Origin of the sequence: Aeromonas sp. S5(2024), assembly GCF_041403025.1 — a bacterium.
GTDB classification, from domain to species: domain Bacteria; phylum Pseudomonadota; class Gammaproteobacteria; order Enterobacterales; family Aeromonadaceae; genus Aeromonas; species Aeromonas hydrophila.
On the sequence record NZ_JBGLRI010000001.1, the window covers coordinates 542,409 to 566,470 of the forward strand.

At 62.1% G+C, this 24,062-nt stretch carries 21 protein-coding genes; 8 read left to right on the top strand and 13 right to left on the bottom strand.

Going from position 1 to position 24,062, the window contains the following annotated elements:
- Positions 1-42: 42 nt before the first annotated feature.
- The gene (locus ACB032_RS02485) at positions 43-1,506 is read right to left on the bottom strand and encodes an NAD-dependent succinate-semialdehyde dehydrogenase (RefSeq protein WP_101150222.1); all 1,464 of its coding nucleotides are present in this window, start codon (positions 1,504-1,506) and stop codon (positions 43-45) included.
- A gap of 310 nt (positions 1,507-1,816) precedes the next feature.
- Between ACB032_RS02485 and puuR the strand changes: the two genes are divergently transcribed.
- On the top strand, positions 1,817-2,428 hold the full coding sequence (gene puuR, locus ACB032_RS02490; RefSeq protein ID WP_011706798.1) for an HTH-type transcriptional regulator PuuR: 612 nt from the start codon (positions 1,817-1,819) through the stop codon (positions 2,426-2,428).
- A 51-nt stretch (positions 2,429-2,479) separates the two neighbouring features.
- Positions 2,480-3,757, top strand: a complete 1,278-nt coding sequence (locus ACB032_RS02495) for an FAD-binding oxidoreductase (protein WP_024945092.1) — start codon at positions 2,480-2,482, stop codon at positions 3,755-3,757.
- A 95-nt stretch (positions 3,758-3,852) separates the two neighbouring features.
- On the opposite strand, the gene ACB032_RS02500 is transcribed toward ACB032_RS02495, so the two are convergent.
- Together ACB032_RS02500 and ACB032_RS02505 are read right to left on the bottom strand one after the other, a co-directional pair.
- Positions 3,853-4,332 (bottom strand): hypothetical protein, encoded by a 480-nt coding sequence (locus ACB032_RS02500; protein ID WP_371137275.1) that lies wholly within the window; start codon positions 4,330-4,332, stop codon positions 3,853-3,855.
- Positions 4,329-5,033 carry a transcriptional regulator gene (locus ACB032_RS02505; RefSeq protein ID WP_371137276.1) on the bottom strand — a complete coding sequence of 235 codons (705 nt, stop codon included), beginning with the start codon at positions 5,031-5,033 and terminating at the stop codon, positions 4,329-4,331. Before ACB032_RS02505 ends, ACB032_RS02500 begins: the two co-directional genes overlap by 4 nt.
- Positions 5,034-6,000: 967 nt before the next feature.
- On the opposite strand from ACB032_RS02505, the gene ACB032_RS02510 reads away from it, so the two are divergent.
- Positions 6,001-6,342, top strand: a complete 342-nt coding sequence (locus ACB032_RS02510) for a DUF805 domain-containing protein (RefSeq protein ID WP_011706795.1) — start codon at positions 6,001-6,003, stop codon at positions 6,340-6,342.
- A gap of 69 nt (positions 6,343-6,411) precedes the next feature.
- Here ACB032_RS02510 and ACB032_RS02515 read toward each other — a convergent pair whose 3' ends face one another.
- A complete protein-coding gene (locus ACB032_RS02515; RefSeq protein WP_011706794.1) occupies positions 6,412-6,912 on the bottom strand; it encodes an SRPBCC domain-containing protein in 501 nt (166 codons plus the stop codon).
- 186 nt (positions 6,913-7,098) lie between these two features.
- On the opposite strand from ACB032_RS02515, the gene ACB032_RS02520 reads away from it, so the two are divergent.
- From ACB032_RS02520 to ACB032_RS02530, 3 genes are all read left to right on the top strand, one after another.
- The gene (locus tag ACB032_RS02520) at positions 7,099-7,521 is read left to right on the top strand and encodes a GNAT family N-acetyltransferase (RefSeq protein WP_041213686.1); all 423 of its coding nucleotides are present in this window, start codon (positions 7,099-7,101) and stop codon (positions 7,519-7,521) included.
- Positions 7,522-7,937: 416 nt separating this feature from the next.
- Complete coding sequence (locus tag ACB032_RS02525; protein WP_017410727.1) at positions 7,938-8,348, top strand: H-NS family nucleoid-associated regulatory protein; 411 nt, start codon at positions 7,938-7,940, stop codon at positions 8,346-8,348.
- Between the two features lie 15 nt (positions 8,349-8,363).
- Positions 8,364-8,525: a hypothetical protein gene (locus ACB032_RS02530; protein ID WP_164927705.1), complete on the top strand. Its 162-nt coding sequence runs from the start codon at positions 8,364-8,366 to the stop codon at positions 8,523-8,525.
- A 404-nt stretch (positions 8,526-8,929) separates the two neighbouring features.
- On the opposite strand, the gene ACB032_RS02535 is transcribed toward ACB032_RS02530, so the two are convergent.
- From ACB032_RS02535 to nadK, 9 genes are all read right to left on the bottom strand, one after another.
- Positions 8,930-10,036, bottom strand: coding sequence for a 3-deoxy-7-phosphoheptulonate synthase (locus ACB032_RS02535; RefSeq protein WP_371137277.1), 1,107 nt, complete (start codon positions 10,034-10,036; stop codon positions 8,930-8,932).
- 259 nt (positions 10,037-10,295) lie between these two features.
- Positions 10,296-11,102, bottom strand: coding sequence for a siderophore-interacting protein (locus ACB032_RS02540; protein WP_011706790.1), 807 nt, complete (start codon positions 11,100-11,102; stop codon positions 10,296-10,298).
- Between the two features lie 172 nt (positions 11,103-11,274).
- Entirely contained in the window at positions 11,275-12,648 is a 1,374-nt protein-coding gene (locus ACB032_RS02545; protein WP_371137278.1) for an efflux transporter outer membrane subunit, read from the bottom strand.
- Positions 12,645-14,588, bottom strand: a complete 1,944-nt coding sequence (locus ACB032_RS02550) for a MacB family efflux pump subunit (RefSeq protein ID WP_371137279.1) — start codon at positions 14,586-14,588, stop codon at positions 12,645-12,647. Before ACB032_RS02550 ends, ACB032_RS02545 begins: the two co-directional genes overlap by 4 nt.
- Positions 14,585-15,748 carry an efflux RND transporter periplasmic adaptor subunit gene (locus ACB032_RS02555; protein WP_139750530.1) on the bottom strand — a complete coding sequence of 388 codons (1,164 nt, stop codon included), beginning with the start codon at positions 15,746-15,748 and terminating at the stop codon, positions 14,585-14,587. Before ACB032_RS02555 ends, ACB032_RS02550 begins: the two co-directional genes overlap by 4 nt.
- A 215-nt stretch (positions 15,749-15,963) precedes the next feature.
- Positions 15,964-16,404 (bottom strand): universal stress protein, encoded by a 441-nt coding sequence (locus tag ACB032_RS02560; protein ID WP_011706786.1) that lies wholly within the window; start codon positions 16,402-16,404, stop codon positions 15,964-15,966.
- Positions 16,405-16,764: 360 nt separating this feature from the next.
- On the bottom strand, positions 16,765-17,658 hold the full coding sequence (locus ACB032_RS02565; protein WP_371137280.1) for a DHHA2 domain-containing protein: 894 nt from the start codon (positions 17,656-17,658) through the stop codon (positions 16,765-16,767).
- A 595-nt stretch (positions 17,659-18,253) separates the two neighbouring features.
- On the bottom strand, positions 18,254-19,918 hold the full coding sequence (recN, locus tag ACB032_RS02570; protein WP_011706784.1) for a DNA repair protein RecN: 1,665 nt from the start codon (positions 19,916-19,918) through the stop codon (positions 18,254-18,256).
- Positions 19,919-20,029: 111 nt separating this feature from the next.
- A complete protein-coding gene (gene nadK / locus ACB032_RS02575; protein ID WP_005303013.1) occupies positions 20,030-20,914 on the bottom strand; it encodes an NAD(+) kinase in 885 nt (294 codons plus the stop codon).
- Positions 20,915-21,183: 269 nt separating this feature from the next.
- Between nadK and grpE the strand changes: the two genes are divergently transcribed.
- Both grpE and dnaK read left to right on the top strand, forming a co-directional pair.
- On the top strand, positions 21,184-21,759 hold the full coding sequence (gene grpE, locus ACB032_RS02580) for a nucleotide exchange factor GrpE (protein WP_371137281.1): 576 nt from the start codon (positions 21,184-21,186) through the stop codon (positions 21,757-21,759).
- A 304-nt stretch (positions 21,760-22,063) separates the two neighbouring features.
- Positions 22,064-23,992 (top strand): molecular chaperone DnaK, encoded by a 1,929-nt coding sequence (gene dnaK, locus ACB032_RS02585; protein ID WP_011706781.1) that lies wholly within the window; start codon positions 22,064-22,066, stop codon positions 23,990-23,992.
- The last annotated feature ends 70 nt before the right edge of the window (positions 23,993-24,062 follow it).

Sequence of the window (24,062 nt, forward strand, 5' to 3'; positions counted from 1 at the left end):
GCCCCTGTTGCAGGCCCGGCCGCCGGCACAAGATGTGACTGCCTAGCGAATGCCGCCGAAGCAGAGGTATTTGGTCTCGAGGTACTCCTCCAGCCCCTCGGCAGCCCCTTCACGACCCAGGCCCGACTCCTTGATGCCGCCAAAGGGGGCCAATTCGGTCGAGATGATCCCCTCGTTGATGCCGACCATGCCGTATTCGAGCTGCTCGGCCACCCGCCAGACGCGGGCGATGTCGCGGCCATAGAAGTAGGCGGCCAGGCCATAGGGGGTGTCGTTGGCCAGGGCGATGGCCTCGGCCTCGGTGTCAAAGCGCACCAAGGGCGCCACCGGGCCGAAGATCTCCTCCTGCAGGATGGGGTTGGCTTTATCCACCTTGCCCAGAATGGTGGGCTGGTAGAAGAGCGGGCCGGCGGGGTGGGCTTCGCCCCCCAGCAGCAGCTCGGCGCCGGCGGCGGTGGCCTGTTTGACCAGCTCGGCCACCTTGCTGGCGGCGGCCGGGTTGATGAGCGGGCCTATCTGGGTGCCCTCGCTCATGCCGTCGCCTACCTTGAAGGCCTTGACTGCGGCGGTGAGCTTCTCGGCGAAGGCGTCGTAGATGCCGGCCTGTACCAGGATGCGGTTGGCGCAGACGCAGGTCTGGCCGGCGTTGCGGTATTTGGAGGCGAGCGCGCCGGCGATGGCGGCGTCGAGATCGGCGTCGTCAAACACGATGAAGGGGGCGTTGCCACCAAGCTCCAGCGACAGCTTCTTCATGGTGTCGGCGCACTGGCGCATCAACAGCTTGCCGATGCGGGTGGAGCCGGTGAAGGAGAGCTTGCGCACCGTCTTGTTATTGCACAGCTCGTTGCCCACCGCCGCGGCCTGATGGCTGGTGACGATGTTGATGACCCCGGCCGGGATGCCCGCCTGCTCCGCCAGTGCCGCCAGCGCCAGGGCGCACAGCGGGGTCTCGGCGGCCGGCTTGATGACGATGGTGCAACCGGCGGCCAGCGCCGGGCCCGCCTTGCGGGTGATCATGGCGATGGGGAAGTTCCAGGGGGTGATGGCGGCGACCACCCCGACCGGCTGCTTGATGGTGGCCAGCCGGCGATCGCTGGAGAAGCCCGGAATGGTGCGGCCGTAGGCGCGTTTACCCTCTTCCGCGAACCACTGGATGAAGCTGGCGCCATACGCCACTTCCCCCTTGGCCTCGGCCAGCGGCTTGCCCTGCTCGCAGGTCATGATGCGGGCCAGCTCTTCCTGGTTGGCCATGATGAGTTCGAACCAGGCGTAGAGCCGGTTGCTGCGCTCCTTGGCGGTGAGCGCGGCCCAGACGGGCTGGGCCGCGTGGGCGGCGGCGATGGCGCGGTGGGTGTCGCCCTCGTCCATGTCGGGCACCTGGGTAATGACCTGACCGGTGGCCGGGTTGTGCACCTCGAAACGGCGTCCGCCGCTGGCTTCACACCAGCGGCCATCTATATAGGCAAGGGATTTGATCAGGGAGAGTGCGGGTTGTGATGCTGACATAGATAGCAAGCCTCGATTGTGGGTCAGGGGGCCGGCTCATCCTGTGCCGCCACCGTATAGAATAATAAGCACAGGAAGACCATAAATTGAGCTGAAATGTTTTTCAAGTGTTAAATATATTTGAGTAAACTGTGTCTCGCATGCTAGAAATGGAGCTGTTGGAGCGATTTTACCGGTTTTTGCGGTGCAGGGTGTGCAAAATAATGAACGGTATGCACTGTGCAGGATAACAAACAGGCCGGTTGGATTGACTCGCTATTTTAACCGGGTGCCCAGCTGGCACCTGACAGGCACACAGGGAGGTGGCCGAATGCAGCAACCACAGGGCGAGACGCGCTGGCAGTCCATGACCGACAACCCCATGACGGACAAGGGCGTGGCGCAGAGCATGGGCGAGCGTCTGGCGGCGACCCGCCGGCGGCTCGGGCTCTCCCAGCGACGGGTCGCCGAGCTGAGCGGGCTGACCCATGGCGCCATCTGCATGATAGAGCAGGACAAGGTGAGCCCCTCGGTGGCCTCCCTGCAAAAACTGCTCAGTGTCTATGAGCTGCCGCTGTCGCGCTTCTTCGCGGAAGAGGAGGGCGGTACGCCGAGCGTGGTGATCAAGGCCGAGCAGCTGATCGAGCTGGGCAGCCAGGGGGTCTCGATGAAGCTGGTGCACAACGGCAACAACCGCCGCCAGCTCGGCTTCATGCTGGAGACTTACGCCCCCGGTACTGACACCGGCGGCCAGGTCACGCATCTGGGGGAGGAGGTGGGCACCGTGCTGGAGGGATCTGTGATCCTGACGGTGGCGGGCCAGGCCTATCCACTCAGCGCCGGGGACAGCTACGTGATCGACACGGGCGAGCCCCACAGTTTCAGCAATCCGTCGGGGCAGGTCTGCCGCATCGTCAGCGCCCACACCCCGGCCAACTTCTAGTGCCGAGACATCGTCTCGTTTGGGAAAAGAACCGGTAAGGAAACAGGGATCATGACCGAACATGTAAACAGTTACTACGCAGCCAGTGCCAACAAACACGCGCCCTATCCGACGTTGACCGAACAGCTGGAGTGCGACGTCTGTGTCATCGGGGCGGGTTATACCGGCCTCTCCAGCGCGCTGCACCTGGTGGAAAAGGGCTATTCGGTGGTGGTGCTGGAGGCGGCCCGGGTGGGCTTTGGCGCCAGCGGTCGCAACGGCGGCCAGATCGTCAACTCCTACAGCCGTGACATCGACACCATAGAAGCGAACTGCCCGCCGGATCAGGCCAGGCTGCTCGGTTCCATGCTGTTTGAGGGGGGCCAGATCATCCGCGAGCGGATCAAGCGCTACAACATCCAGTGCGATCTGCAGGAGGGCGGTGTCTTTGCCGCCGAGACCGAGAAGCAGCTGCATGAGCTCAAGGCGCAGCAGGCGCGCTGGGAGAAGTGGGGCAATGACAAGCTGGAGCTGCTCGATGCCGATGGCGTGCGCGAGGTGGTGGCGAGCGATCGCTACGTCGGCGCCCTGCTCGACAAGAGCGGCGGCCACATCCACCCCCTCAACCTGGCGCTGGGGGAGGCGGAGGCCATCCGCTTGCAGGGGGGCAAGATCTTTGAGCAGTCTGCCGTCATCAGCATCACCCCGGGCACGCCTGCGCTGGTCAAGACCGCCAAGGGGGCAGTGAAGGCGCGCTTCGTGGTGGTGGCCGGCAACGCCTATCTCGGTAATCTGGTGCCTGAGCTCGCCGGCAAGAGCATGCCCTGCGGCACCCAGGTGATCGCCACCGAGGTGTTGGGGGAGGAGCGGGCCCGCTCGCTGCTGCCGCAAAACTACTGTCTGGAGGATTGCAACTACCTGCTCGACTACTACCGTACCTCCGGTGATCACCGGCTGATCTATGGCGGTGGCGTGGTCTATGGGGCGCGGGATCCGGCGGACATCGAGCGGCTGATCATCCCCAAGATGCTGAAAACCTTCCCGCAGCTGGCGGACGTCAAGGTGGAGTACACCTGGACCGGCAACTTCCTGCTCACCCTGTCGCGCCTGCCGCAGTTTGGCCGTATCGGCTCCAACATCTACTACATGCAGGGTTACAGCGGCCATGGCGTCACTTGTACCCATCTGGCGGGCAAGCTGCTCTCCGAGGTGCTGAGCGGTCAGGCGGAGCGTTTCGATGCCTTTGCCAAGCTGCCGCACTACCCCTTCCCGGGTGGCCGCCTGTTCCGGATCCCCTTCACCGCCGCCGGCGCCGCCTGGTACACCCTGCGCGATCGGCTGGGGGTGTGATTGCCAGGCAGTCCATAGCAACAACAAGGCCACCCCGGGGTGGCCTTGTTGTTTTGCGGCTAAGTGGCCTGTGAGCACAGGCGGCGAGTCAGTGGTTACTGCGCCCGCAGCGGGGTGGCCGGCCAGAACCTGTGGTAGAAGTCGAGCCAGCCCTCAAAGTGGCCCTGCAATAGCTCGGTGTGGGGCGAGTGCTGGAAGATGGCGATCTGCTCTGGCGTGATCATCTGCCAGCCGTAGTTGAGGGGCATGCTGAAGGTGCCCTCCACCTGATTGATGTCGCTCAGCGCCGATTGCTTGTCGGGTCGCTCGATGAGGGTGCGATCCGTCACCAGAAAGATGAGCTGGTTGCCGAGCACCGCCTGATAGGCGCTCACCATCCACTTCGCCTTGGTGTAGCGGTCGCGCTCGATGACGGTGAACTTCCCCGCCCGGCAGACGGCGTAGTAATCCGCCTCCTTGGAGGAGAGGTGCATCTCGTAGTTGCAGCCCAGGCTGTTGATGAGCACCAGGCCCGCCAGCACCATGCCGGTGGCGCTGAGCCCGAAGAGCAGGCGGATCAGAGCGGCGCGTCTCATGGCTTCTTCTCCTCGAATTTGGCCTGATCTTCCCCGACCATCAGCCAGATCTCGCCGGCAGCCGGGGTGGGCAGACGGGATGCCGCTTTCTGGGTTCGGCAGAGCGTGCCCTGACCGGCCGGTTCGCAGCGCACCGAGACCCAGGTCGCGCTCAGGTAGAGACCGGTGAGCAGCAGCAAGGCGAGAAACAGCCCCATCACCCCGAGCAGCAGCCGTTGTTGCCAGCGTGGCAAAGGGATGGGCACGGCATCCCGGGAAGCGGCAACAGGCACGGTGGCGACAGGCTCGCCCGCCTCCGGCAACGGCGCTGGGTCGGCAGCAGGTTCGCTCAGGGAGGGTGTGCTGGCTGTGGGGATGGCCTGCATGGCGGCGGGCGACAACATCAACAGATAGCCCTGGCGGGGCAAGGTGCGGATCACCGCCTCCTGCTCCGGGGTATCCAGATAGCGGCGCAAGTTGGCAATGGCCACGGGCAGGGAGCTGGCGCTCACCGGTCGTCCGTCCCAACCGATGGCGAGCAGGGTCTCCTTGCTGTGCAGGCTGCCGGCATGGGTCAGGAAGAAGTGCAGCAGTCGTGCCTCCGCGGCAGACACGCGCACGCTGGTTGGGTTCCCGTCCTGGGAGCGGGTCAGGGTGAGCTGTTTCGAATCCAGAACAAAGCGACCGAAGGCATGCAGGTGAGGGGCGTGATCCGGATCCATGGCGCGGTGATCGTCTCGCAGATGATGTTGCTTATTAATAGGTAGAGAGTGAAATCTGACGGGGGCGCCACCCCTTGTCAAGGGATAGATGGGAGCTGCAGAGGCTGGCTCCCCACGAGTGTGATAGGCAGGGGGCGGGCACTGGATGAACAAGCGCTCGCCCCGTGGCAGGATGGTGCCGCTCAACGGGCGACATGCATGCCGAGCAAGGTGCCAGCACCACGGAAGCGACACGCGAAAAAGGTGTCGTCGCTATGCCAGACGCTTAAAAAGGCGTGCTTGCCATGCTCATTTTGCCAACCATGGACCAGCTGAAATACATATTCAGCCAGTGTGGCAGTAGTTTCAGTTTCTCATTCACCATTTAATTGATTGCGATTGAATGGATTGCTTCTGTCATCATTTTTTTATTTTTATGATGATGGTCAGAGTAATAACCGAGGGCGCCGGCAGCCTCGAATCAGTGGCGCCAACAAGCGCATGATGGCTCGTTATATTCTGGCAGCGGGTGCTGGGAAGGCTTGATGAGATCATCAATGCCAAACGTGTTCGCATATTGAAACCCTGTGAGCCAGGGGGGCTTATAACCTGATGTTGTGGCCTGCAGAGTAACTCGCCGGTCCAGTTGGGCGCCAACGAGAGAACATTATTAAAAACTATTAAAATGCATAAAATCAGGTGGTTATATGCATACCGCTCCATTGCAGTACCAAGTCTAGCGGTGCTGCCGTGTCAGGCTCTGCTGGCTAGCCGGCTGCGGGCAGTGGAGGGCTGGTGCAGTATTGGTAACCAGTGTGCAATGCGAGGTTGCCCGTTAATAGTTTTTAATAATGTTTATTGTATTGCCGGATAGCAGCTCATCAATATATTTTCAAGTGACTCGTTTTGACTCGAATATTGAACAGTAACGGTAAGAGAAGATTACCCTTCAACCCATCAGCTATCTGGCAATGCCAAGAGGTAAATTATGAACTGGTATTTCAATGCGTTTAAAAACTATTTCAATTTCAGCGGGCGGGCATCCCGCCAGGAATATTTCATGTTCCTGCTGATCAATACCGTGATATGTGTTGCCCTGTCGCTAGCGTTCAACGCCCCTGAGCAGCTCAATTATCCCTTGGGTGTATATGGCTTGCTGACGCTGATCCCGACCGTGGCGCTGGGGGTGCGCCGCTTGCACGACACCAATCGCACCGGCTGGTATCTGCTGGTGGGGGCCATTCCGGTGTTGGGTTTCCTGATCCTGCTCTTCTTCAAGCTGCAAAAAGGCTCGACTCTGCCCAACCGCTACGGTGCCGCCCTGCTGTGAGCCCGTCTGCACCGACCTTGCATAAAGAAGAACACCGCCAGCTGGCGGTGTTCTTCTTTATATGGGCTCTTATTGAGCCAGGGATTTCAGTTGCTGCTTGTCCGGCGGGTTGTTCCAGTCGATGGGGCCGTGGGTGAAGCGGTATTGCAGGCGGGGCAGGCTGGTTTCCAGCCACTCTTCGCGAAAATAGGCGTAGCCCTGATCCCAGTCCGGGTCGTTGGCCCAGCCGGTTTGCAGGAAGTAGAGTCGGGTACCCTGGCCTTCCGGCACGAACCGCAGGCTGACCTGGGTCTTCTGCAGGCGGATGTGGGGCAGGGAGGGCGGGAAATTCCAGCTGAAGCTGAGCAGGTCGTGGGGCATGACGGCCATCACCCGGCAACCTTCGCTGCCACGTTCACCCAACGGGGCATCGGGTCTGAAATAGATTTCGAAGGGACCATTCGGTTCGGGCACCATCAGGCATTCCGGCGCCAGAAAACTGCGCAGGCCACTCTCGGTTGTCCAGGCGCGCCAGACATCGTCGATATGGGCCGGAACAAAGATGTTGCCTTCTATCTGCTTGTTATCCATAAATCAGCGAGCCTCAAACCATCCATACATGGGACTCAGGCAGTATAGTCCCATGGCTTATGAAATGGACAGAGGTGTGTCACACCCCTGCCATCGCCGAGAGACTATTATGCCCGTGCGATTTGACATGGTGCCTGTGTTCCATTGAGAGTGGGGTCAGGCAGTCACAATGACAAGGACGCTTTGATGATCAGAGTTATGCAAGAGACGGATATTCCCCAGCTGGCGCAGCTGTTTCTCAAAGGGCGGCGGCAGACTTTTCACTGGGTCGATCCCGCTCATTTTCGGCTGGAAGATTTTGACGAGCAGACCCGGGGCGAGCAGATCTGGGTAGCCGAGCAGGGGGGAGCGCCTTGCGGGTTTGTCTCCATCTGGGGAGATGAAAGCTTCGTTCACCACCTGTATGTCTCGGCCGACTGGCATGGGCAGGGGGTGGGGCGGGCCCTGCTGAGTCACGGGTTGGCCTCTTTTCAAAAGCCCGCCTCGCTCAAGGTGGCGACCCACAACACGGCGGCGCTGGCCTTTTATCATCGATTGGGATGGCAGAATACGGCAGAAACAGGCCACTGTGAGATCACCGGTCCCTGGCGGCGGTTGATCCTGGAATAGGGCGCCAGCGCCCTGCGACTGATCAGATCATGGTTGCAGAGCTGCATTGCCGGCAGTAACGAGCGGATGCTGCCGGTAATATATAGTGTCAATCGTCTACCTTGAGTCTCATGTGGGTGAGTCAGGTTTTAACAACCGTGGCCAATTGTAAAAATAGCGGTCGCAACTGTGATGGAAAATATAACGGGGTACATCTGCGCTATTTGCCATACCCGGTATGGGGAATTGCATGGCAAAAGATGAGCTGGTGTGACGTAATGGGTAATGGCTGAATAAAGTCAGCGGTATATTCAGCCGCACTTTTTTGTTAAGAAAGTGACAGCGGCTATAAAATCATTATGTTGTCATCAAACAGCCGTGCTATTCTCAAGCTGTGTTATCCCTGTGACAAACAAAAATAATTCTGTGAGGAAGTAATGAACGAGTTTCTGAAAGTTCTGCTGAACATTCGCAGCCTGCGCGCTGCCATCCGTGAATTGCCGTTTGAACAGCTGCAAGAAGCAAAAGAAAAGTTCGAGCTGGTATATAACGAGCGTGCCGAGTCTGTTGAACAAGAGCGTGCCGAACAGGAAGAGCGTCAGCGCAAGCTGAGCGAGTTCACTGAAATGCTGCAGCAGGCCGGTATCGACCCCCGTGAGCTGCTGAACAGCGCCGCCGCCCCGGCTGCCGCTGCTGGTGCGACCAAGAGCAAGCGCGCCCCGCGTCCTGCCAAGTACAAGTACCAGGAAGATGGCCAGGAGAAAACCTGGACCGGTCAAGGCCGTATGCCGAAAGCCATTGCCGAACAAGTGGCACTGGGCAAGGATCTGAATGATTTCCTGATCTGATCCACGGGATCAGTCATGAATGATGCCGCCCATGAGGCGGCATTATTATTTGTGCTCACCAAAAATATCTTCTGTCAATTCCCCAACTCCCCTGATACGACCTTCTTGTGTCGCATTCAGACCGGTGCTCTGCACGTCAATTGGTCGCCCCATGATGGAATGATTAATTGGAAATGATCGTACCGATGGCTCCCTGTACGCGTTTTTGCTGTCACGCGATCATCGGAATGCCAGCCATATCTGGACTCATATAGCCCGTCAGGTATTAGCTGGCTGACGATGTGGCAATGGGAAAAGCATTAAGTCAGTCGCAAGGCGTGCCTCTTTTTTGCTCCGCAACCCGCCGGGTTTTACCGCGTGATTATCCACCCTGACCGGGGGAGACTGCTTGTCTGCGGCCTGCAGTGGGTAATACCTGAGCCAACATATTATTAATTCCAGCCGGATCCGAATGTCAGCGTACTTTGCATGGAAAAAGAGTGAGCTGGTCATTTAATCGGTAGACCAGAGCGGTCGACAGGGCAGGAATATCGGCAAAATAATAAGGCTCCCGTTGTGGGAGCCTTATTGCTGATGGTCGTTCAACTTGCCAGCTGGGCATGCCAGCGGGCGGTGTCCGGTTGTGCCCGAGCAGGGTGTTGGCGCCGTGTCTCGACGGCCTCTGCCAGCATGGCGAGCAGGGTCTGGGTATCGTCCCAGCACAGGCAGGCATCGGTGACCGACTGGCCATACACCAGCTCGGCCAGCGGCGCCGGTTTCTGGCTGCCCCCCTGCAGGAAGCTCTCGACCATGACGGCGGCGATGGCGTCGCTGCCTTCCCCCAGCTGGCGGCAGAGCTCTCCTGCCACCCGGATCTGGTTCTTGTGCAGCTTCTGGCTGTTGCCGTGGCTGCAATCCACCATGAGTCGGGGCGTGAGCCCCTGCCGTGCCAGTCGCTCGGCCGCCTCTTCCACGTCGCTCTGGTGATAATTGGGGCGGGTGCCGCCGCGCAAGATGATGTGGCCGGCCGGGTTGCCCTCACTCTTGATCACCACCATGCCGCCCTGGCTGCCGGGGGCGGTAAACAGGTGGGAGGCTTCGCTGGCCTGGATGGCATCGATGGCCACCCGGATGTTGCCATCGGTACCGTTCTTGAAGCCAATGGGACAGGGCAGGGCCGAGGCCAGCTGCCGGTGCACCTGTGACTCCGTGGTCCGGGCGCCGATCGCTCCCCAGCTGATGAGATCGGCCAGGTAGAGGAAGCTGGTGGTGTCGAGAAACTCGGTGGCGGTGGCCAGCCCCAGCCGGTTGATGTCGAGCAGCAGCTGGCGTGCCAGCTGCAGACCATGGCCTATGTCGTTGCTGCCGTCCAGATGGGGATCGAACACCAGCCCCTTCCAGCCCACCGTGGTGCGGGGCTTCTCGAAATAGGTGCGCATCACGATCTGCAGCCGATCCCGATAGTCGTGGGCCAGCACTGCCAGCCGCCGGGCGTAATCGAGTGCGGCGAGGGGATCGTGAATGGAGCAGGGACCGATGACCACCAGCAGGCGATCGTCTTCCCCGCTCAGGATCTGGCGAACCTGCTGACGGTGCTGATCGATCCGGGTTGCCAGGTCGGCGGGACAGGGGTGAAGTGCCAACAGGTCGGCAGGAGTGGGGAGAGCCTCCACCGCGAAGGCGCGCATTACCGAGTTCAAGACTGCCATCTGGATTACCTTGCTGTGCAAATGGAGTGAATGACGTGCACTCCACACCGGGACCCGGACGAGGGAGCTGCAATGGGGCGTCATCACCTGTTATTGTTGAGAGTGATTATCATTATCTTGTTGTCGGCCGCAAATGCAAGCACAACCGAGCGGCATACCAGAATGGGGGGGAGAGCAGGCGGGTGGCATTGCACCAATGGCAATCAAGCCCATGGGCGGTAGACCATGAGCTTGATATTTCAGGGGAAAATCAGCTGATTCAGCTGTCCATCACGTCGTGACGCGCATGGTGATAGGCCTCTTCATCCTTGCCATGGCGCCAGTAGGGCACGGCGTAGACCCGGGTGCGATCCACCTCGAGCGTGCGCCGTACGTGGCGGCGCATGGGGACCACCAATCCCTCTTCCCCGCCGAACCAGAAGTAGCTCTGTTGCTCTTCCAGCGGCAGAGAGGTGAAGTACTCCACCAGCGGCGCCGTCTCTTCAGGGGAGCCGACAAACCAGCGCAGGGTCACCCCGGCGGGCAGCGACAGATCCTGCACATCTTCCTGATAGGGCACCAGCAGGGCGATGTGGCCACGGGCATCGGCGGGCATCACCTCGGCCATGGCGCTGATGGCGGGCAGAGCGGTGAGATCTCCCACCATGTAGTAGTGGCTGGCAGGCTGCAACATTGGGTCCGGACCACCTGGGCCCGAGATGGCCAGCAGGTCGCCTGGCTTGACCTCGTTGGCAAAGCGGCTGGCGGGGCCGCCATCGCCGTGCAGGGCGAAGTCGATATCCAGCTCCAGCGCCTCGCGGCGAAATGCGCGAATGGTGAAGGTACGCATGATGGGGCGCTGGCTCGGATCTTCCCAGCGCGGCCCCTGCGGGGTGGGGGTGGGCAGTACGGCATGGGCCTGGCCCGGCTGGGGCAGCATGATCTTGATATGGGCGCCGCCACAGGTGAAGGGGTAGTCAGCGAGCTCCGGGCTGGTCAGGCAGATCCGGCGCAGGTGCGGGCTCACATCCTGAATGTGCTTGACCGTGAGCAGACGGGGACGATTGACCGGGGCGGACTGGGACATGGGCATACTCCTGACTGATAATGGCGCCCATTTTTCATTAAATGAAAATTATTATCAATTGCTTTGTGTGCTAGCGGTCAGACCCTGGTCGAGGGGACAAGGCACACAAGGGGAAAGAATAAGGGAGATGCCTGATGCCCTCGCGCGGTGCGAGGGCATGAGACAAGGCAGGTCAGCTGCGATCGCTGCCCCCCAGTGCCTTGTAGATCCTGGCCATGGTGTTGAGCTGCTCCTTCTGCTGGCCGAGCAGGGCGAGCTCGGCATCCCACAACCGGTTCTGCTCATCCAGCCAGGGCTGTACCCCGGTGGCGCCGGCCTGGTAGCGGGCTCTGGCCAGCCGCTCTGCCTCCTTGGCAAAGTCCAGTTGTTCGGCCAGGTAGCTCAGGCGCTGCTCGCCGTGGTGGCGGGCGGCCAGACCATCTTCCACCTCCACCAGCGCGCTGTAGAGCTGCTTGCGAAACTCCGCTTCGGCTATCTGGTAATCGAGCTGGGAGCCCGCGATGGCAAGCCGGGTCTTGTTGTACTCGAGGAAGGGCAGCGCCAGCGTGGCGCCCAGGGTACCCACCGGGTTTTGCAGCACCTGGGTCAGGGTGTCCGAGCTGCTGCTGGCCCCGCCGGTCAGGCTCAGGGTGGGGTAGAAACCGGTGCGGATCTCGTCCCCCTTCGCCAGGGTCTTGCGCAGGCGCAGCTCGGCGGCGCGCACGTCGGGGCGCCGCGCCAGCACATCGGCCGGAATGCCGACCGCCAGCGTGGGGATGGGAGCCGTCGGCAGCGCCTTGGGTTCGAACGTCAGCGGGCCGCTGCTGCGACCGAGCAACAGCCGCAGGGCATTGCGGGCCTGCTCCTGCTGCATCAGGAGCGAGCTGAGCTCCGCCTGCTTGCCGGCTTTCTGCTGGCTGGCCTGCACCAGGTCGAGCCGGGTCACGGCGCCGGCCCGGTACTTGGCCTGGGTCAGCTGCTCGGCACGCTCATAGTTGGCGAGCTGCTGCTGGCCGAGGGTGATGGCCGAGCCGAGATAGGCCAGCTGCCAGTACTGCTCCAGCGCCTTGCCGATCAGCATCAGGCGGGTGGCCGCCAGATCCTGGGCGGAGGCCTCGGCCTCCCAGCTCGCCTGATCCCGCACCGAGGCGAGCCTGCCCCACAGATCCACCTCGTAGCCGAGGGTCAGGGAGGGACCCATGCTGCCGCTGGCCTTGCCGCTCTTCAGATCCTTGGTGCCATTGCCGCTGATGCCGGCATTGACCGAGGGGGTCAGGTTGGTATCGGCCAGGTCGGCGCCGAGCAGGGCGCTGCGCAGGCGCAGGCCGGCTACCTGCATGTCCGGGTTGGCGGCCAGCACGGCCTCGATCAGCTGATCCAGCTCGGGGTCGTGGAAGCCTTGCCACCAGGGGCCGGCCTGCTGCCGGGTGAGGCCGTCGTCCGGCTGTTGCCAGTGGTCGGCCAGCGCCAGATCCTGCCGCTGATAGCTGCTCTGCTGGCTGCAGGCGCCGAGACCGAGCGCCAGGGTGAGGCAGAGCCCCAGTTTGGATAAGTGGTACATCGTCATTCCCTCGCCAGCGCCTCGACCGGGTCGAGCCGGGCGGCATTGCGGGCGGGCAGATAGCCAAACAGGATCCCGATGAGCGAGGAACAGCCAAACGCCATCAGGATGGAAAAGAGCGAGAAGTGCATCTGGATGCTCTCCACGAACAGGGAGAAGAGCAGGCCGATGAAGAGGGAGACGCCGACCCCGAGCGTGCCGCCCAGCAGGCTCACCATCACCGCCTCGATCAGAAATTGCTGCAGTATGTCGGACTGGCGGGCGCCGACCGCGATGCGGATGCCGATCTCGCGGGTACGCTCCACCACCGACACCAGCATGATGTTCATCACCCCGACACCGCCGACGATGAGGGAGATCACCGCGATGGCGGAGACCAAGAGCGTCATGGTAGCGGTGGTTTTCTCCACCGACTTGATGATGCTGTCGCTGCTGAAGGTGAAGAAGTCCTTCACCCCGTGGCGCTGGGTCAGCAGCTCGATGGCGGCCTGCTCGGCCAGCGCCGGTTGCACCCCGTCCTTGACCCGGATGGTGAGCTGGCTGAAGTGGTTCTGGGAGATGAGACGGCTCATCACGGCACTGTAGGGCAGCCAGACGTTCACCGACTGGCTGCTGCGGCCAAATCCGGTCTCCTCTTCCACCACGCCGATGATGCGCACCGGCAGGGTGCCGACCAGCACCACCTGACCGACGGGATCCTGCTTGCCGAGCAGGCTCTCGATGGTCTTGCCGTCCACCACCGCCACCGCCGCCCGGTTCTGGATGTCGCGCTCGTCGAACAACCGGCCGTTGGTGAGCTTCATCCCCTTGACCCGGAAGAAGTCGTTGCCGACCCCCACTATGCTGCCGCTGCTGGTCTTGTTGCGATAACGCAGCTGGCCGGGGGCGGCTATCTGGGGACTGGCCCCTTCCAGATAGGGCTGACCGAGCAGGGCATCGAGATCCCGCTTGTTGAGGGTCTGGATGCTGGCTGCCTTCTCGTCCCCCCAATCCTTGCCGGGGAAGATGTCGATGGTGTTGGTGCCCATGGCGTTGATCTGATCGATCACCTTGGCACGGGCCCCCTGGCCGAGCGCCACCACGCTCACCACGGCGGCGATGCCGATGATGATGCCAAGCATGGTGAGGAAGGTGCGCATGCGGTGGGCCAGCATGGCGTGCAGCGCCATGCGCGCCGCTTCCCGGTAGCGATCCCAGTCGTGGCCTGCCCCTTCCTTGACGGCAGGGGCTGCGGTCGGGGTCACGGGGACGGCCGCCGGCTTGCGGCCGCTGTCCTCCTGCACCCGGCCATCTTTCAGGGTGATGATCCGGTCGGCGTGGCTGGCCACCTCCATGTCGTGGGTCACCAGAATGATGGTGTGGCCCTGGGCGTGGAGCTCCTTGAGAATGGCCATCACCTCCTTGCCGCTCTGGCTGTCGAGGGCCCCGGTCGGTTCGTCCGCCAGGATCACCTCGCCGCCGTTGGCCAGCGCCCGGGCGATACTGACCCGCTGCTGCTGGCCACCGGAGAGCTGGCTCGGGGTGTGATGGCTGCGATCGCTGAGCCCCAGCCGGGTGAGCAGCGCCTGGGAGCGAGCCTGGCGCTCGGCCCGCGGCGTACCGGCGTAGACGGCCGGGATCTCCACGTTGGCGGCGGCATTGAGGTGCGGCAGCAGGTGGTAGCGCTGAAAGATGAAGCCGAAGTGGTGGCAGCGCAGGCGGGCGAGGGAGAGGGCATCCAGGGTCGCGGTATCCTGGCCGCGAAACAGGTACTGGCCGCTGCTCGGCCGATCGAGGCAGCCCAGCAGGTTCATCAGGGTCGATTTGCCGGAGCCGGAGGCACCGACGATGGCGATCATCTCCCCCGCCTCGATGGTGAGGTCGAGCGGATGGAGCACGGTCACTTCCTGCTCCCCGCTCTGGTAGCGGCGCTCGATCCCCTTGAGCTGGATCAGCGGCTCGCTCACAGCATGATTTCCACGTCATTGTTACTGGCCGGCTTGCCCTGGCCCAGGGTGACCTTCTCCTGTTCGCTCAGGCCGCTGACCACTTCTATCTTGATGTCGTCCTTCATGCCGGTCTTGATGCGACGGGTCTCCTTCTGATCGTCCTCCTTGAGCAGGGTGACCTCGTACTCGTTCTCCCCGAGCTTCTTGCCAAGGGCCGTCTGCGGAATGGTCAGCACCTGCTTGCGCTCGCCGAGCACTATGGTGACTTGCGTGGTCATGGCGACCCGCAGGGTGTGATCGGGGTTTGGCACATCGAACAGGGCGTAGTAGTAAACGGCGGCGTTGCTGGTGGCCGTGGTGCTGGTGGCCTGCTCGTTGATGTTGGTGGGGGCCAGCTCGACGGTGCGCAGGGTGCCGTGGTAGCGGGTATCCGGGTCCCCCATCAGGGTGAAGTAGACCGGCATGCCGGCCTTGACCCGGGTGACGTCCGCTTCCGAGATCTGCGCCTTGACCGTCATGGTCTCCAGATTGGCGAGCTTGAGCAGGGTCGGCACAGTCTGGCTGGCGGCCAGGGTCTGGCCCTGACGGGTCACAATGCTGACGACGGTGCCATCCATGGGGGCCTGAATGCGGTTGTAGCCGAGCTCGGTCTTGGTGCGCTCCACCTTGATCTGGGCATTCTCGACCTCGGCCTGGGCACTTTGCAGCTCGGCTTTGGTCACGGCCAGGAGGGCTTCGGCGCTCTCCAGATCGGCGCGCGAGCTCGCCTCCTGCCTGAACATCTGCTGCTGACGGCGCCAGCTCAGCTCGTTCTGCTTGAGCTGGGCCTGCTTGATCTTGAGCTGGGCGCGGCGGCTGGCGAGATCCGCCTCGGCAGTCTTGAGGTTGTTCTGGGCGATGAGCGGGTCGATCTCGGCCAGCAAATCCCCCTGCTGGACCTTCTGGCCAGCCTCCACCGCGAGATAGGTGACCTGGCCGGAGACCTGGGCACCGACGTCCACCTGCTCGATGGCCTGCAGTACCCCGCTGGCCAGCACGGTTTGCTCCACGTCCTGACGGGTCACCTGGGCGGTCAGCACCGGCTCGGGCGTCTTGCTCGGCCAGATCAGCCAGCCGATGGCGAGCAGGGGGACGAGGGCGAGCAGGGCAATTTTTCTCTGCTGGGGAGTTATGTTCATGTTTCACCTGAAAGAAGCGAACGAAGGCGTGCAAGGGCAATATCCTGCAGCAAACGAGGCTTAAAAAACAGCGATGAATATGTAAGGAAACATGTAGATAGCCTTGTCATTAGGCCGGGGTAATGAGGAGGGCAAGCAGGGGATGGCGGGGTAAAAAGGACCCCGAAAGGGAGGTGGCAACAGGGGGCCCACCTCACGGGTGGGCACCCGGGTCATCAACCGACGGCTTTGAGCTGCTCGCTGTAGGGCTCGTGGCAGATCTGGATGTCGATCGGCAGCTTGTAGATGAGCAGGCGTGCCAGGGAGCCTTCCATCCAGTGGTGGCGGCTGCCGACCAGCAGCAGATCGGTCGGGTTGGCGGCCAGCCAGCGTTTCAGGTCGGGCACCACGTCATCGACCACCAGACACTGGTAATCCACCGGGTGCTGCAGGGTGGTGATGAGTTCGCTGATGATGGCCTTGGCATCCAGCGTGCCCTGGGCGCTGCGCTCCTCTTCCGACAGCGACAGGCTCTTGCGGCGCATCTTGCTGCTGTGGGTCAGGTGCAACAGGGTCAGCTCGCCCCCCATGGCTTGTGCCAATTGACTCGCTTTGGCCAGCGTCTCCTGCTCGTAATCCTTGCCTTCCAGCAACAGCACAATATTGGTTGAGGTCATAAGCAGTTCTCCCTTGGCATGGCGCGGGTCACCCGGGACAAACGGCCTGTCCCATACCACTGTGTGCCCGCTATGTGTCGCATAGCACGAACCTGGCTCTCTGTACGGCAGGCGTCACCTCGTGTCGGTGATGCATCGCCAGGCCATGTTCGTTTACATCATCATAACAGACTGAGTTGAATGGAAAATGAAGGAAAACCGGGTTTTGGCGGGAAAATGGGATACGAGGCGTTAAAAGTGTGAGCAAAGTATGAGTCGTCTGGCCGGGAAGCGCCGTGAATGGGCCGGTGAGGCAGATATTGAGGGGGCTGAAAAGAGGAGTGGGCGGCGAGCCGGCAGAGGCCGGCCCGCTGCTTGGGGTCAGATCTGCTCGCCGGAGAGATAGCGGGTCAGCCAGGGCAGCCCCTCTTTCTTGCGGCTGACTGCGCCAACCAGATGCGTCGGCTGCTCGGGCAGAATGCCGTTGCTGGCGAAGTAGAGCTGGCTGCCCCCCTTGGCGAGATCGGTCAGCATCAACACATAGGCATCCAGTTCGTCCTGCATCAGCCGCGCTTGCATGGCTTGTTCCAGCTCGGCTTGGCGGCTGTGCAGCTGGGCGGGATCCATCACGCAGATCTGGCTGACATAGAGCTGGTAGCCGGCGATCTGGTAGGCCTTCTCGTCGGCGGTCAGCAGCTCGGTCATGGGGGCGTCACCGAGCTGGGTGCGGCGTTCCAGCAGGGTCTGGGCAAAGGGGGCCAGGGCCAGATCGGCCAGCGGCAGCAGGGCATGGACGGCGGCGCGGTCGCGGGCCGTGGTGGTGGGCGAGGTTAGGCTGAAAGTATCGCTGATGATGGCCCCCAGCAGCAGGCGAGCCTGGGCGCGGGAGAGGGTGTCATAGCCCATCAGCTCCAGCAGGACGGTGGCGCTGCACCCGACGGCCCGGATCCAGGCATCGAGCGGGCCCCGGGTGATGAGGGTACCGATGCGATGGTGATCGATGAGACCCTGCACGTCCGCCTCGGCGAGCCCTTCGGGGCCTTGCTCCAGCTCGCTGAAATCCACCAGGAACACCTCCTTGTTGGCCACGCTGCCCTGCAGCAGAGGCGGGGCGGCAACGCCGGCGGTTTCCAGAATGAAGCGGGTTTCCGCAATGGGCTCACCGAGGGCGTAGGCCTGGGCCGCGCGGCCCTGACGATTGAGCCAGTCGGCGGCAACCAGAGCGGTACAGATACTGTCGCTGTCGGGATTCTTGTGACCAAAAACGTGGAGCATGGTGCCATTCCTGCGGTTGATGACGCACCTGAGGCAAGATCAGGTATGTGGGGCAAATGGGAAAACAGGGGCTGGCCCCGCTCTGGTTTCACTCTATGCGCCGTCCCCGCTGATGGCAACCGGTGCAAGCCGCTCTGCGGCGGGTGAAACCCTGTGGTCAAAGGGGCGCACACTTCTGCTGCTGAATCATCTTGGGGCAGGGAGGCAGACCAGGGCAGCAGATTAGGGCGGGGAGGCAAACCCGGACAGGGAGACAAGCGGAAGGAGATAGCCGCATGGCAAGCGCCGGCGGGCTCGCTAATCGCCGCAAGGTTCACGCCGCAGGAGTTGGAGAGGAGACGCGGGCAAGCAAAGAGATGAGACTGTGGCTCGGGTTGGTTAGCGACAAGGATGCCCCAACCCGGTCAGGCAGGCCGTGACCATCCAAACCGCCAGGGAGTGAGCTCTCGGGAGTGGCCTCTCCAGGAAGCGGCAACGGCGGCATGGTGATGATGCACCAGCCGCAGAGCCGCAAACCGCCGTCACCAGCTAGCGAGGTGACGCGGGGTACCTGATGCTCACCGTGGGCCCCGCGTGCAGATGGCTGACCTGTATCTCAGCAGGCCAGCAGTTCGCGGGCGTTGGCCAGGGTATTGTCGGTGATCTGATCCCCCCCCAGCAGGCGGGCCAGCTCGTTGAGACGGGCCCCTTGATCCAGCGCCTGCATCTGGGTTTCCGTGGTTTTGCCGTCGGTGTGCTTGCTGACCACCATGTGCTGATGGCCCTTGCCTGCCACCTGCGGCAGGTGGGTGACCACCATCACCTGGGTGGATTCACCCAGCTGGCGCAGCAGGCGGCCCACCACGGCGGCGGTCGGGCCGCTGATCCCCACGTCCACCTCGTCGAAGATCAGGGTGGGGGTGGAGACCTTGCGGGCGCTGATGACCACGATGGCCAGGCTGATGCGCGACAGTTCACCGCCGGAGGCCACCTTGCCGAGCGGCTGGATCGGCTGGCCCGGGTTGGTGGTGACCATGAACTCCACCCGATCGATGCCAAGGGGCGAGAGGCTGCTCTGGGCGTCGGGGCGTACCTCGATGGCAAAGCGGCCATCCGGCATCGCCAGCTCGTGCATGCTGGCACTCACCTTGGCGCCGAGCTCCTCGGCGTAGCGCTGGCGACTCTGGCTCAGGGCCTCGGCGGCCTGCACGAAGGCCAGGCGGGCCTCGGCCAGCTCGTCTTCCATCCCCTCCAGCCGCTCCTCGTCGGAGTTGAGGCGGGCCAGATCGGCGGCCAGCTCCTGGTGGTGCAGGGCCAGCTCGGCCGGTTTGACGTGGTGCTTGCGGGCGAGATTGATGGCCTTGGAGAGGCGGGCTTCCAGCTCGTTGAAACGCTCGGGGTCCAGCTCTAGCCGGTCCAGATAATTGCGCAGTTCGCTGTGGCTCTCCTGCACCCCGATCAGGGCCTCGTTGAGCATGCCGAGCACGTCGCCTAGCCGGCTATCCATGGCGACCAGGCTCTCGGCCCGATCGACGACGGTCTGCAGCAGGCCGGCGATGGTGGTCTCCTCGTTGTCATAGAGCAGGTCCAGACAGGCGCCGCACTCCTGCATCAGCTCGGTGCCGTTGGCCAGCCGCTGGTGCTCCTCTTCAATCTCTTCAAACTCCCCCGGCTGCAGGGCAAACTCGTCCAGCTCCTGCACCTGATATTCGATGAGCTGGCGACGGGCCTCCCGCTGCTGCTGCTCGGCCTTGAGCCGGTTGAGTTCGTTCTGCAGCTGGCGCCACTGCTGGTAGTGACGACGTACCTCATCGAGCAGCAAATGGTGGCCGGCGTAGCCATCGAGCAGGGCGAGCTGGTAGTCGGGTTTGAGCAACATCTGATGGGCGTGCTGACCATGCACGTTGACCAGCAGCTGGCCCAGGTTCTTGAGCTGGGTGAGGGGGACGGGCACGCCGTTGATGTAGCTGCGCGAGCGCCCCTCGGCGGAGATGACCCGCCGCACGATGCACTCCCCTTCGTTTTCCAGCTCGTTGGTGGCCAGCCAGGCGCGGGCGGCCGGGTTGCCGTCCAGCAGGAAGCGGGCGCTGACCTCGCTCTTGTCGCTGTCCGGTCGTACCATGCCGGCCTCGGCGCGCTCTCCCAGGCACAGGCCCAGGGCGTCGATGGCGATGGATTTGCCGGCCCCGGTCTCACCCGTGATGCAGGTCATGCCCGGTTGCAGATCGAGTTCGAGAAACTTGACGATGGCGAAGTTGTTGACGGTCAGCTGGGTCAGCATGGTCTCATCCTGTATGGGCCAACATTACTGTGTATGCATCCAGTATATACTGGTTTTCCATACAGTAAAGAGTCGACCCGCAACAGGATGTGCAGGAACGTCAAGCGTGGGTCAGAACAGCTTGCTGCCCCAGCCGAGCTTGTTGCGCAGCACGTGGAAGTAGCTGTAGTCGAGCGGATGCACCAGATGCAGCTTGTGGCTGCTCTTCTTGATGAGGATCTCGTCCCCCGGGTGGACCGCCAGGGTCACCTGACCGTCGCAGCTCACCTGCATGGCGTCGTCCTGATTGTCCGGTGAGACCAGCAGCCGCACTTCGCTGTCGGCATCCAGCACGATGGGACGGCTGCTCAGGGTGTGCGGGAACATGGGCACCAGCGTGATGGCATTGAGCTTGGGGGTGAGGATGGCGCCGCCCGCTGACAATGAGTAGGCGGTGGAGCCGGTGGGGGTGGCCACTATGATGCCGTCCGAGCGCTGGCTGTACATGAAGCTGCCGTCGATGTAGACCTCGAACTCGATCATGTGGGCAATCTTGCCCGGGTGCAGCACCGCCTCGTTGACCGCCAGGTTGTTGGACTTGCGCTCGCCGTGGCGATAGACCGCCGCCTCCAGCAGGAAGCGGTGCTCGCTCTTGTAGTGGCCGCACAGCACCTGCTCCAGCGGCAGCAGGTAATCCTGCGGCGAGAGATCGGTCAGAAAACCGAGGTTGCCCCGGTTCACCCCGATCACCGCCACGTCGAAGCGCGACAGCACCCGCGCGGCCCCCAGCATGTTGCCGTCACCGCCGACCACGATGGCGAGATCCGCCTGCTGGCCCAGCTGCACCAGGTCCATCACGTTCTCGTCCATGATGCCGAGGGCATGGGCCACCCGGCTCTCCACCAGGACCCGAAAACCGCGGGTGGTCAGGTATTGATGCAGGCCGGTCAGGGTCTGGTTGGCCCCTTCGTGGTGGGGTTTGCCAATCAGGGCGATGGTTTTGAACGGAGAATCCATAGTCTGTCGGGTCTGGGATGAGTATTGGGGGGAGTATACCGCGCTTTGGGGGGGATTTGTCTGCCACCGGCTGGTCCGGCCGCAGCGGATGCCGGGAAAAAGCCCCAAATTGCCCGCCGCTGCACGCTCTTGGCGATAATGGCGCCCTTTTCCCCTTGAAAGCCGGGGATCCATCCCCATAATAGCGCCAACATAGTCGGCCCATTGCCGTCCGGTCGCTCAACCGGGTGGTCGGGCCCTCAATAAGTAACCCCGGAATTGGAGATGTCATGAACCACGAAGAACAAAAGGTTGAAGCGATGGAGCAAGTGGAAGCCCAGCCAGTCGAGCCGACCGATGTAGACAGTGAAGTGACAGCCGAGCAGGCCCGCATTGCCGAGCTTGAGGCACAACTGGATGCCGCCCAGCAAGCCTCCCTCGAGGAGCGCGAGCGTGCCATTCGTGCCGTCGCCGAGATGGAAAACCTGCGTCGCCGTGCGGCCCAGGACGTGGAGAAGGCCCACAAGTTCGCGCTGGAGAAGTTCGCCGCCGAGCTGCTGCCGGTACTGGACAACCTGGAGCGTGCCATCGAGCTGGCCGACAAGGCAAACGAGGCGCTCAAGCCGATGATTGAAGGGGTGGAGCTGACCCTGAAATCCATGCAGAGCTCGGTCGGCAAGTTCGGCCTCAATCCGCTGGATCCGCTCAATCAGCCGTTCGACCCCAATGCCCATCAGGCGATGAGCATGATCGAGAACGCCGAGCTTGCCCCCAACACCGTCATTGCGGTGATGCAGAAGGGTTACGAGCTCAACGGCCGCGTCATTCGTCCGGCCATGGTGATGGTTTCCAAGGCCCCGGCCTGAGCCCCATCAGCTGTGCTGAGCCCGCCGCTCGGCGGGCTTTTTATTGGTAAGTGCCCCGGCTCTGTGGTCGCCGGGTGCACTGATAGCCGGTCTTCATCCTGCCAATGGCAATGAATGAAGGCAGGTTTTTTCAGGGCGGGGCTTGAAGCGGCGGCTTGCGACCCCATATAGGATGCAAGGCCACGGCGGCACAAAAAATTTGATGCCGGGAGCTTGAAAGCCAGATTGGCAGCCCCCACCTAGCCGTTAACGCATTAAGGCGAGCCCCTCGCCAGTTTATTCAAAGTATTTGGAGATTCGTCAAATGGGTAAAATCATCGGTATTGACCTGGGTACTACCAACTCCTGCGTCGCTATTCTGGATGGCGACCATGCTCGCGTGATCGAGAACGCGGAAGGCGACCGTACTACTCCGTCCATCATTGCCTATGCCGATGACGGCGAAATCCTGGTTGGTCAGCCGGCCAAGCGCCAAGCCATCACCAACCCGAAGAACACGCTGTTCGCTATCAAGCGTCTGATCGGCCGTCGTTTCGAAGATGACGAAGTACAGCGCGATCTGGAGATCATGCCGTACGCCATCGCCAAGGCCGACAACGGTGACGCTTGGGTAGAAGTCAAAGGCAAGAAAATGGCACCGCCGCAGATCTCTGCCGAAGTGCTGAAGAAGATGAAGAAGACCGCAGAAGATTATCTGGGCGAGCCGGTGACTGAAGCCGTCATCACAGTGCCGGCCTACTTCAACGATGCCCAGCGTCAGGCTACCAAGGATGCCGGTCGCATCGCCGGTCTGGATGTCAAGCGCATCATCAACGAACCGACTGCCGCGGCTTTCGCCTACGGCGTGAACAAGGTCAAGGGCGAGCGCAAGGTTGCCGTGTATGACCTGGGTGGCGGTACTTTCGACATCTCCATCATCGAGATCGACGAAGTCGAAGGCGAGACCACCTTCGAAGTACTGGCGACCAACGGTAACACCCACCTGGGTGGTGAAGACTTCGACAACCGCGTCATCAACTACCTGGTTGAAGAGTTCAAGCGCGAGCAGGGCATCGACCTGCGCAAGGATCAGCTGGCTCTGCAACGTCTGAAAGACGCCGCCGAGAAAGCCAAGATCGAGCTCTCTTCCGCTCAGCAGACCGACGTGAACCTGCCGTACATCACTGCAGATGCCACCGGTCCGAAGCACATGAACATCAAGGTGACCCGCGCCAAGCTGGAATCCCTGGTGGAAGACATGGTGAAAGACTCCCTGGAGCCGGTCCGTGTCGCCCTGAAAGACTCCGGTCTGGCCGTTGGCGAGATCGACGACGTCATCCTGGTAGGCGGTCAGACCCGCATGCCGATGGTGCAGAAGGCCGTTGCCGACTTCTTCGGCAAAGAGCCGCGCAAAGACGTCAACCCGGACGAAGCCGTGGCCATGGGTGCTGCCATCCAGGGTGCCGTACTGTCCGGTGACAAGACCGACGTACTGCTGCTGGACGTGACCCCGCTCTCCCTGGGTATCGAAACCATGGGCAGCGTGATGACTGCGTTGATCGAGAAGAACACCACCATCCCGACCAAGAAGTCCCAGGTGTTCTCCACTGCCGAAGACAACCAGTCTGCCGTGACCATTCACGTGCTGCAGGGTGAGCGCAAGCGCGCCAGCGACAACAAGTCTCTGGGCCAGTTCAACCTGGAAGGCATCCGTCCGGCACCGCGTGGTCTGCCGCAGATCGAAGTGACCTTCGACATCGACGCCAACGGCATCCTGCACGTCTCCGCCAAAGACAAGGAGACCAACAAGGAGCAGAAGATCACCATCCAGGCCTCCTCTGGTCTGTCTGATGACGAGATCGAACGCATGGTACGCGAAGCCGAAGCCAACGCGGCCGAGGACAAGAAGTTCGAAGAGCTGGTGCAGACCCGCAACCAGGCTGATGGTCTGGTCCACTCCGTTCGCAAGCAGATCACCGAAGCCGGTGAAGCCCTGCCTGCCGACGACAAGACCAAGATCGAAGCTGCGCTGAGCGAGCTGGAAAGCGCCATCAAGGGTGACGACAAGGCTGCCATCGAAGCCAAACAGCAGGCTCTGCTGGAAGCGTCCCAGAAGCTGATGGAAATTGCCCAGCAGCAGGCTCAGGCACAAGGTGCCGCCGGTGCTGATGCCGGTCAGTCCTCTTCTTCCGCCAAGGCTGACGATGACGTGGTCGACGCCGAGTTCGAAGAAGTGAAAGACGACAAGAAGTAAGCCCGACCCAGATGGGCGAAGCAGGCTTCGCCCATCGGCTCAGAATCTGTTCACGGTCTGTCGCGAGAGG